13 protein-coding genes are annotated in these 8,192 nt (G+C 66.1%); 4 read left to right on the top strand and 9 right to left on the bottom strand.

What is annotated here, in order from left to right; all coding sequences use genetic code 11:
* Window positions 1-166 precede the first annotated feature (166 nt).
* From FZ938_RS31255 to FZ938_RS29805, 7 genes are all read right to left on the bottom strand, one after another.
* A complete protein-coding gene (locus FZ938_RS31255) occupies window positions 167-349 on the bottom strand; it encodes a 3'-5' exonuclease family protein (RefSeq protein WP_246457362.1) in 183 nt (60 codons plus the stop codon).
* Between the two features lie 45 nt (window positions 350-394).
* Window positions 395-817 carry a 3'-5' exonuclease gene (locus tag FZ938_RS31250; RefSeq protein ID WP_246457363.1) on the bottom strand — a complete coding sequence of 141 codons (423 nt, stop codon included), beginning with the start codon at window positions 815-817 and terminating at the stop codon, window positions 395-397.
* A gap of 50 nt (window positions 818-867) precedes the next feature.
* Complete coding sequence (locus FZ938_RS29825; RefSeq protein WP_425492006.1) at window positions 868-1,392, bottom strand: transposase; 525 nt, start codon at window positions 1,390-1,392, stop codon at window positions 868-870.
* A 35-nt stretch (window positions 1,393-1,427) separates the two neighbouring features.
* Complete coding sequence (locus FZ938_RS31610; protein ID WP_174757133.1) at window positions 1,428-1,643, bottom strand: IS110 family transposase; 216 nt, start codon at window positions 1,641-1,643, stop codon at window positions 1,428-1,430.
* A 113-nt stretch (window positions 1,644-1,756) separates the two neighbouring features.
* Window positions 1,757-2,347 carry a hypothetical protein gene (locus FZ938_RS29815; protein WP_149201790.1) on the bottom strand — a complete coding sequence of 197 codons (591 nt, stop codon included), beginning with the start codon at window positions 2,345-2,347 and terminating at the stop codon, window positions 1,757-1,759.
* The gene (locus FZ938_RS29810; RefSeq protein ID WP_174757134.1) at window positions 2,340-2,969 is read right to left on the bottom strand and encodes a ParA family protein; all 630 of its coding nucleotides are present in this window, start codon (window positions 2,967-2,969) and stop codon (window positions 2,340-2,342) included. Before FZ938_RS29810 ends, FZ938_RS29815 begins: the two co-directional genes overlap by 8 nt.
* Before the next feature lie 150 nt (window positions 2,970-3,119).
* A complete protein-coding gene (locus FZ938_RS29805; RefSeq protein WP_211101200.1) occupies window positions 3,120-4,001 on the bottom strand; it encodes an MBL fold metallo-hydrolase in 882 nt (293 codons plus the stop codon).
* A gap of 529 nt (window positions 4,002-4,530) precedes the next feature.
* Here FZ938_RS29805 and FZ938_RS31455 point away from each other — a divergent pair.
* The 3 genes from FZ938_RS31455 to FZ938_RS29795 are packed head-to-tail and all read left to right on the top strand — an operon-like array spanning window position 4,531 to window position 5,374.
* Window positions 4,531-4,821, top strand: a complete 291-nt coding sequence (locus FZ938_RS31455) for a M14 family metallopeptidase (protein ID WP_211101199.1) — start codon at window positions 4,531-4,533, stop codon at window positions 4,819-4,821.
* Window positions 4,821-5,090, top strand: a complete 270-nt coding sequence (locus FZ938_RS31450) for a succinylglutamate desuccinylase/aspartoacylase family protein (RefSeq protein ID WP_211101198.1) — start codon at window positions 4,821-4,823, stop codon at window positions 5,088-5,090. Before FZ938_RS31455 ends, FZ938_RS31450 begins: the two co-directional genes overlap by 1 nt.
* 41 nt (window positions 5,091-5,131) lie before the next feature.
* The gene (locus FZ938_RS29795) at window positions 5,132-5,374 is read left to right on the top strand and encodes a hypothetical protein (RefSeq protein WP_149201788.1); all 243 of its coding nucleotides are present in this window, start codon (window positions 5,132-5,134) and stop codon (window positions 5,372-5,374) included.
* Here FZ938_RS29795 and FZ938_RS29790 read toward each other — a convergent pair.
* Window positions 5,338-6,204: an SDR family oxidoreductase gene (locus tag FZ938_RS29790; protein WP_149201787.1), complete on the bottom strand. Its 867-nt coding sequence runs from the start codon at window positions 6,202-6,204 to the stop codon at window positions 5,338-5,340. The genes FZ938_RS29795 and FZ938_RS29790 overlap by 37 nt on opposite strands.
* A gap of 105 nt (window positions 6,205-6,309) precedes the next feature.
* On the opposite strand from FZ938_RS29790, the gene FZ938_RS29785 reads away from it, so the two are divergent.
* On the top strand, window positions 6,310-7,203 hold the full coding sequence (locus FZ938_RS29785; RefSeq protein WP_149201786.1) for a LysR family transcriptional regulator: 894 nt from the start codon (window positions 6,310-6,312) through the stop codon (window positions 7,201-7,203).
* On the opposite strand, the gene FZ938_RS29780 is transcribed toward FZ938_RS29785, so the two are convergent.
* Window positions 7,188-8,120 carry a LysR family transcriptional regulator gene (locus tag FZ938_RS29780; protein ID WP_149201785.1) on the bottom strand — a complete coding sequence of 311 codons (933 nt, stop codon included), beginning with the start codon at window positions 8,118-8,120 and terminating at the stop codon, window positions 7,188-7,190. The two genes, FZ938_RS29785 and FZ938_RS29780, sit on opposite strands and share 16 nt — an antisense overlap.
* Window positions 8,121-8,192 lie beyond the last annotated feature (72 nt).

Here is an 8,192-nt window from a genome sequence, read left to right as displayed (position 1 = left end):
GAGTACTTGGCCCATAGTGCATCCCTCCAGTCCTGCACGTAGGATGCACCATCAAATGCCGGGACTAAACATCTAGGTTCCGTTCCAGGACGTTGGTTCTTTGATTGCGGGCAGGGCAGGCAAGCCCTCAAGGTTAACAGAGCTGCCGAATGCCCGGCGCCGTGCCTCACTCGTACACGGCACCACGCGGGCCGGTATCTCCCAACGCCATTTTGACGAAGGCGTCAGCCGTCAGATCGGCGTCGAGCAGCGCGCCATGGTGGGCGAAGCGATCGCTCCGGTCGAGCCACAGCCGATCACACAACGCACCGAGCGAACCGGAAGCGCCGGGGAAGGCCGCGTGCGACATCTCCTTGGTACAGATGAACCGGTCTGCTGAAAACGTCTCGGCCCCCTATGCAGCGCGTCCGCAGCGCGCGAATTCGTAGTTCAGGAAGTCCATCTCGTTCTCATAGGCATGCGCAACCAGAAGATCCTCGCCCAGAAAGGCGAGAAGCGCGTCGGCCACCTCAGGAAAGCGGGGCGCCGTCTTCAGGTCGGCGGGCCGGATGCCGTGCACCTTGATGGCATCGGGATGGAGAGGGGCGTCGGGGTTGACCCGGGTCTCCCAGCTGCGCGCTTTCGTCCAGGTGTCGCCCTCACGGACGATCTCAAGACACCCGATCTCGATGATGATGCCGGGCTGACGCAGGCCCTTGGGCGCCTTACAGATGTCTTGGAGGCTCGGCAGGCGCCGTCCGGTCGTCTCGATGTCGACCGCGACCAGCCGGTCACGTCCTTCCCATGGCTGCATGCTCATTGAGATCCGATCTTTCATCAATGGAGCCGCCTGTGGAAAGGATGTGAAACAAGCGACTGTGTTTTTGGTCAAGCGGTTTTCCATGGGGAGGCTGTCTTGATGATGGCGTTCAGAATGGTGAGGAGATGGCGCATGCAAGCGACGAGGGCGACCTTCTTGGGACGCCCCGCTGCCACGATCCTGGTGTAATGGGCCTTGATGACGGGGTTCCAGCGGACCGCCGAGAGCGCAGCCATGTAGAGGGCGTTGCGCACGGCAGTGCGGCCACCGGCGATGGCTCTATGCCCACGTATTTGGCCGGAATCGCGGTTGACGGGTGCGAGGCCGACCAAGGCGGCGATGCGCCGGCGGTCAAGGCGGCCGAGTTCAGGCAGATCGGCGATCAACGTGCGCGCGGTGATGCCGCCGATGCCGGGTACTGAGGTCAGCAGGTCGTCGGCAGCCCGCCAGACGGGGGAGCCGCGCACGCTGTCGTCGATGTCCTTGTCCAACCCGACCAGCTGAGCCTCCAGGGTTTTCCGGGTGGCTTCGATGGTGCGGCGGACCCGTGGGCTGCGGGCCTGACGCAGGCGGTTGGCTTCCATGCCGATCATCTCGACCACTTGCCGACGCCGCGCCACCAGCTCAGTCAGCTTTGGCTCTCGGCGTCGGCGATCGGGCGCGGTTCGGGGCGGATGCGTTCGGCGAACTGAGCGATGATCTGGGCATCGAGCGCGTCGGTTTTGGCAAGCCGCCCAGTGGCGCGGGCGAAATCGCGGGCCTGACGCGGATTAACGACGGTCGGCGGCGGCCCGCAGGTCGGACAAGGTTGGACGAGCCTTGCGATGATGCCTGTGGCGAACAACTGTAGTGCGCATGGGACCACGCTCAACGCGCGGCTGGCGTGCAGCTTCGCTAGACGCCGTCGGAGTTCACAGTTGCTTGATGCCGTTCTTCGGCAACCGGAACCGTACGGTGTCAGGTGAGGGCTGAAAGCTCCCGGTCGATGTCGGCAACCCGGGCAAGAAGTCGCTGCTTTTCCGCTTCCAGCATCGCCCGTCGGTCGTTATCGCGCTGAGCGGCGTTCGTCCGGATGCGCCGTTTGAAAGCGACGATCTCGGTGCGGCGCATGTCGGGGCGGATCACGCCCTCGGCGACGGCCTGGGCACGCTCCGTGTCCGACAGCGTTGCGGCATGATAAACCACCGAATAGCCGGCTGCTTCGACGCCCGGCGGCAACAGGCCGGAGGTCACCGCGCGGTAGGCGGTCATGATCTGGCTGCGGACTACCTTGCCGAAGCGCAGGCGCTCGATCACCTGGGCAAACTGCTCCGCCGAAAGCTTCTTCTGCGCCTCGTCCAGATAGCGCCCGATGGCAAGGAAGCTTTTCTGTGCCTCCTCCCACAAGCGGTCGATGGTCTCGACATATTCGTCCGGGGTCGTGGGTTCCGGAGGCAGGGCGTCACCATGGCCGGAAGCACGGTTCGACGGCAGGCGTTGCGCCAGCGGGGCGATGGACCGCTTGATCTCGTCCGCGTCGAACAGCTTGAGGGGGGGCCGCTTAGCCATGCTCCGCCTCCATCAGGGACGCCACGTCGGCGGCGATGGCGCCGAAGTCTTCGCGTGCCTCAGCTGCTGCGAGCGGCGCGCCATTCCAGGAGGCCTGCTGGTATGCGGTGCGGGCCGGCAGGTCGGCGCTCAGCACCGGTACGCCCATCACCTCGAGCTGGGCCCGGGTGTGTCCGGTCACCTGGGCACGCCGGTTGACTTGGGTCAGCACGGCGGCGTGGAGGATTTTGCGGCGGACCATCTTGCCGGCCGATTCGATCAGTTCCTGGGTGCGCACCGCCTCGACCACGTCCTTCCGGTCGGTCTTGCACGGAATCAGCACGAAGTCCGCGGCGCTGATGGCGTACAGCATGCCTCTCTGCAGGGCGCCGGCGACATCGATCAGCACATACTCGGAGCGTTCGACCGCGCCTGCCACACTGTCGATCACCGCTTCCTCCTCGACCGGCGTGCACGGGATGCCGTTTCGCGGATCGGACAGCCAATCGTGAAGGTTGCGGTTGGGATCGGTGTCGATGCATTCCACGCTTCGGCCCTGCCTACGGAGAAGGTCGGCAAGGCCAGCCGCCAGCGTGGTTTTCCCCGAACCACCTTTGGTGGTGGCTATTGCGATTACGGGCACGATGCCGCTCCGAGTTTGACCGGTCAAACAGAGAGCAAGGTGCGGGAAAGCGGTGCCGGGTGTCAACCGGGCCGGAGCACGATCACTGCCGGAGATCGGGCATGCCGCAGGACAGGTGGCATGGAGGCAGAAAGCCCCATTCCGCCCCCGTCATCGGAACCGCCACGCGAAACCATCTCCGTCGCTGGTCACCCGTCCGGCCGAGCTTTCGGGAAAGTGGGCGGTGAACAGGGTCGTGTCCGTGTCGGCCACGGCATTCAGCACCGCCAGCCGCGACCTCCGTGCCTCGTCCGGATTTTCGCAGAATACGGAGTTCCAGTCGGGATGGTGGACCTGGATCGGGTGGTGCATCAGGTCGCCGGTGAAGAGCGCTCCAGTGCCGCAGCAGTCGAGCGCAATGCACATGTGACCGGCGCTGTGCCCGGGGGTGGGCTGAAACCGGAAGCCACCCGCGACCTCGGCCCCTTCCGGCGCCACGAACTCGGCCTGTCCGGCGGCGAGCACCGGTTCGACGCTGTCGCGGAACAGGGCGGCGCGGTCGCTGTCGGGCGCTGCCGCCACCATGGCTTCCAGTTCCACCCGCGGCATCACGTAACGGGCGTTGGGGAAGGTCGGGATCCAGCCGCCATCGGTCAGCCGTGTGTTCCAGCCGACGTGATCGGTGTGCAGGTGGGTCAGCAGAACCATATCGATGTCCTCCGGCTCCGCCCCTGTCCCCCGCAACCGCTGCAGAAAGGGGTCGCTCCGGCGGTGGAACAGCGGCTTGCCCGGTCGCTCCTTGTCCGCGCCGGCTCCGGTGTCGACCAAGAAGCGCCGGCCGCCCGTTTCGACCAGCCAGGCATGGACGCTGATCACCACGCGGTCCTGGGCCTCGTTCAGGCTGCCGGGCACCATCCAACGGGCGTGCCGGCGGCCCACCGCTGGGTCCCAGTCGGGCAGCAGGCGCTCCGGCGCGAAGGCGTCACTGGCGAATTCCTCGATGCGGGTGATACGGACATCACCGAGAATGTGGGGCGTTGAAGGGCTCAGCATGACGGTTCCTGGATTCTTGCGCTGGCGGACCAGGGTGCGCCGGCTGGCGGAGCGCGTCCAATGCCGATGCGGGGGGCGGCCGATGCCCCAGAGGCATCATAGCGGGCGCTTCCCAAAACGGGCCGATGCGTGTCATGGCTGGAACCGGGCCGGAAATGGGGCCGGCCCTTCATCACCTTCCCGCGCCACACCTATCCGGCCTATTGCGACCGCCTCATCGGCGCCTGCCATTGGCCTTCGCCTGCCTGGATGCTGCGGACAACCCGGCGCTTGCCCGTTTCCTTTGCGTGATCGACACCGCGCGCTGACGCTACAACGCGGGTCCGCCACAAAGCGGGTCCGCCACCCAGGGGCAGCGGGTGGACCTTTGCCATCGGCGATGCCTGTTGGGCATCAGTATGGCCACAAATCGGTATTCTCCAGCATTTCAACAATCCGTCACACTTCCAGACATGCGCCGCCCCGGGTGACCTCCCGAACGACTGTCGCGGCGCTGCGAAATTCCCATTTCCCGACAGGCGAGATCCGCATGACCACCGCGACCTCCCGCATCACGACCGACGTCGACTTTGAACGCGACGGCTTCCAGACCGGCACGCTGCGTGTTCCCCATTCCCATGATCGCTCCGCCTACGGACACATCGCCATTCCGCTGGCCGTGCTGAAGAACGGAGACGGCCCGACGCTGCTGCTGACCGGCGGCAACCATGGCGACGAATATGAGGGGCCGGTGGCCCTGATGAAGCTAATCAACCGGATGCCGGCGCTGTCGATCGCCGGTCGGCTGATCGTGATTTCGGGTTTGAATTTCCCCGCCTAATGAACGGGATCCGCACGTTCCCCATCGACAAGGGCAACCTGAACCGGATGTTTCCGGGTGCGCGCGACGGCACGCCGACCCAGAGGATCGCGCATTACATCGAAACGGTGCTGATCGCCGGGCGCCTGTATGACCCGCACGCACCCTGGCGCGAGCCGGTGGAACTGCGTTTCCGCAGGGCGGGCGTCGTCGTTTGCGTCCGCAGCTTCGCCCATGTCCAGCCCGGCGACTGTCTTGTCCATCTCGCATCCGATACCGCCCGGACCTGATCCCGTCCGTCAGCGACCGTCATCCAGACCGGAGCCCCGCCATGTCGACCGTCCACCGCCCATCCCCGCTCAGGCGCGCGATCCTTGGCGCCTTCGCCGCACTTCCGTTGCTCACCACCGGCGCGTTTGCCGCCGGCGCGCTTCCGACCACCTTGCGCATGGTGCCGCAGGCGGACCTGAAGATAACGGGTGGCCTGCCATCTCGCATCGTGAACCGCGTCGGCATCGGCGGCGGTCGCGTGGATCCTCAGCCGGCGGCGATCGCGGCCGCGAAGCTGCGATAGCTGTGCAGCGGGCGTCCCAGCAGGCCGGTCAGACGCTCGACGTCGCCGGCATTGGGGATCATGCCGTCGCTGACATAGCGCTCGGCCATCAGGCGCATCTCGTAGGCGGTCCATTTCGGCATGAAGGACGCCATGGTCTGCTCGAACCCGCTGGGATCGTCGCCGCCATAGACGACGGTGCGGCCCAGCAGATCGGACCAGATCGCCGCCACCTGCGGACCTGTCAGCGTGTCGGGACCGACCAAGTTGATCGTCTCGACCGGCAGCTTGCCCGGCGCCCGGTCACGGCGGATCAGTTCGATGGCCGCGACTTCAGCGATGTCCCGCGCATCGACCATGGCAACGCCCTTGCTGCCGATCGGCATCGGGTAGACGCGGTGATTGAGGACGACGTCCTTGATCATCACCTCGTTGTCGATGAAGTAGGTTGGGCGCAGGATGGTGGCGCTGAAGCCCATCCGGTCGAGCATGCGCTCGGCGCCGAACTTCACCGCGAAATGCGGCACGTTCACCGCACGGTCGGCCTCGAACACCGACAGATAGACGACCCGCTCGACACCCGCCTCGCGGGCGATGTTCAGGGTGATGATCGCCTGGGTGAATTCATCGCCGGTGACGGCGTTCAACAGGAACAGGGTGCGGACGCCGCGGAAGGCGGCACGCAGCGCATCGATATCCAGCATGTCGCCCTGGGCGACCTCCACCCCGGTGGGGAAGGCGGCTTTCGACGGGTCGCGGGTCAGCACGCGCACATCGGCGCCGCGCTTCACCAAATGCTCGACGACATTGCGGCCGACGCGGCCGGTGGCTCCGGTAACGAGGATGGTCATGGGGATTACTCCGGTTTCGGTGTCAGAAGATGTCCTTGACAATAGCGATCCACGGCAGGCCCGATAGCCGCTGGATTTGAACGGACCGTCTCACTGGTGGAACGGATGGACCTGCTTGCCCTAGCCGATTTCAATCTGGTCGCCCGCCATGGTGGGTTCGGAAAGGCCGCGCGTGCGGCCGGGCGCCCGAAGGCGACCCTGTCGCGACGAGTGGCCGAGTTGGAGGCGAGCCTCGACTTGCGTCTGTTCGAGCGGGGCGCCCGTTCGCTCAAACTCACGGCGGAGGGGAGGGTGCTGTTCGAGCGGACGGGCGCCTTGCTGACCGAACTTGACGAGACGGCGAAGGCGATTGCCTCCGGTGGCCAGAGCCCCCGCGGCCGGTTGCGGATCAGCGCACCGCTGCTGTTCTCGCAGACCGCCATGGGAAAACTGGCGGCGGGATTCATGCGCAAATACCCTGAGGTCCGGCTTGAGATCACCACGGAAGACCGCGCCGTAGACATGATCGAAGAAGCCTATGATCTGGTCATCCGCGTCAATCCGCCTCCCGATGCGAGCCTTGTCGGCCGTATCTTCCTTCGTGATCGGCTGGTCGTGGCGGCCAGCCCTGACCTGCCGCCCCCGGCGGGCCGCGATGCCGTTCCCGCCGTCACCCGCGGATCGCTGGGCCAGCCGGAACTATGGGAGGTGACGACGCCGTCGGGACCGTCTAGCATCGCGATCGAACCGGTCCTCAGCCTTTCATCGTTCGTCATGATCCGCGATGCGGTTCGCATGGGTGTGGGGGCGGCCCGCCTGCCGCTGTCGCTTGCCAGCCCCGATCTGGCCGCCGGCAGGCTGGTGAGCTGGGGCGATGTGATCGGGCATGAGACGGCGCTGTGGGTGCTCTATCCGACACGGCGGCTGCTCAACGCCCGCGTTTCCGCCTTCCTCGACCATTTGAAAGCGGCCTTTCCGCAAGGGATCGCCGACGAACTCGCGGTCTATGTCGAGGGGTGAAGGGGATTCTGTCCGGGCTTCGGTCCTTCACGGTGGCGGCGGATATGGTCGATCAGGGCGCGGAGCTTGGGCGTCACCGTGCGCCGGCTCGGGAAATACAGGAAGAAGCCGGCGAAGGGCGGTAGCCAGTCGTCGAGGATCGAGACGAGTTCCCCGCGTTCGAGATAGGGCTGGAACGTCTCTTCCATGCCGAAGGTGATGCCGGCGCCGGCGAGCGACGTGCGGAGCATCAGCAGCATGTCGTTGGTGGTGATCTGCGGCTCGACCGAGACGTCGAAGGCGTGCCCGTCCTTCTCGAATTCCCAGCGGTAGGGTGCGGTGTCCGGCTGCGGCCGCCAGCCGATGCAGCGGTGGCGGACGAGATCGCGCGGGTGCTCCGGCGTGCCGTGGCGCGCCAGATAAAGCGGCGTTGCCACCGCGATCTGGCGCTGGTCGCCGGTCAGCGGCACCGCGATCATGTCGCGCTCGATCACCTCGCCCAGGCGCACGCCGGCGTCGAAGCCGGCGGCGACGATGTCGAACTCCAGGTCCGTCACCGTCACGTCGAGCGTGACGCCGGGATACGCTTCGCTGAAGGAGGCGATCAGCGGTCCGGACAGGAACCGCTCGGCGATCGAAGTGACGGCGATCCGCAGCAGACCGCGGGGCTCATCCGCCGAACCGGACGCCGCGTCGATGGCGCCCGCGATCTCGGCCAGGGGGGTGGAGACCCGTGCCAGGAACCGCTCGCCGGCTTCGGTCAGACGCACGCTGCGGGTGGTGCGCAGGAAAAGCGCCTGCCCGAGAGCGGCCTCCAGCCGCTGCACCCCCTGGCTGACCGCCGAGCGCGTCACGCCAAGGCGGTCCGCCGCCGCACGGAAATTGCCGGTCTCCGCCACCGCGGTGAACAGGGTCAACAGGTTCAGGTCGATCTGCATTGGTTAGCCGCTCTAACCACACCGTTCAATTCTTAGCAAGTTATCTCGACAGCGGTCCAATGCCACCTTCCG

The sequence above is a fragment of the Azospirillum oryzae genome, from assembly GCF_008364795.1.
Classification (GTDB): domain Bacteria; phylum Pseudomonadota; class Alphaproteobacteria; order Azospirillales; family Azospirillaceae; genus Azospirillum; species Azospirillum oryzae.
The sequence above is the reverse complement of the archived record's forward strand: the minus strand, read 5'-3'. Positions and strand labels throughout refer to the sequence as shown.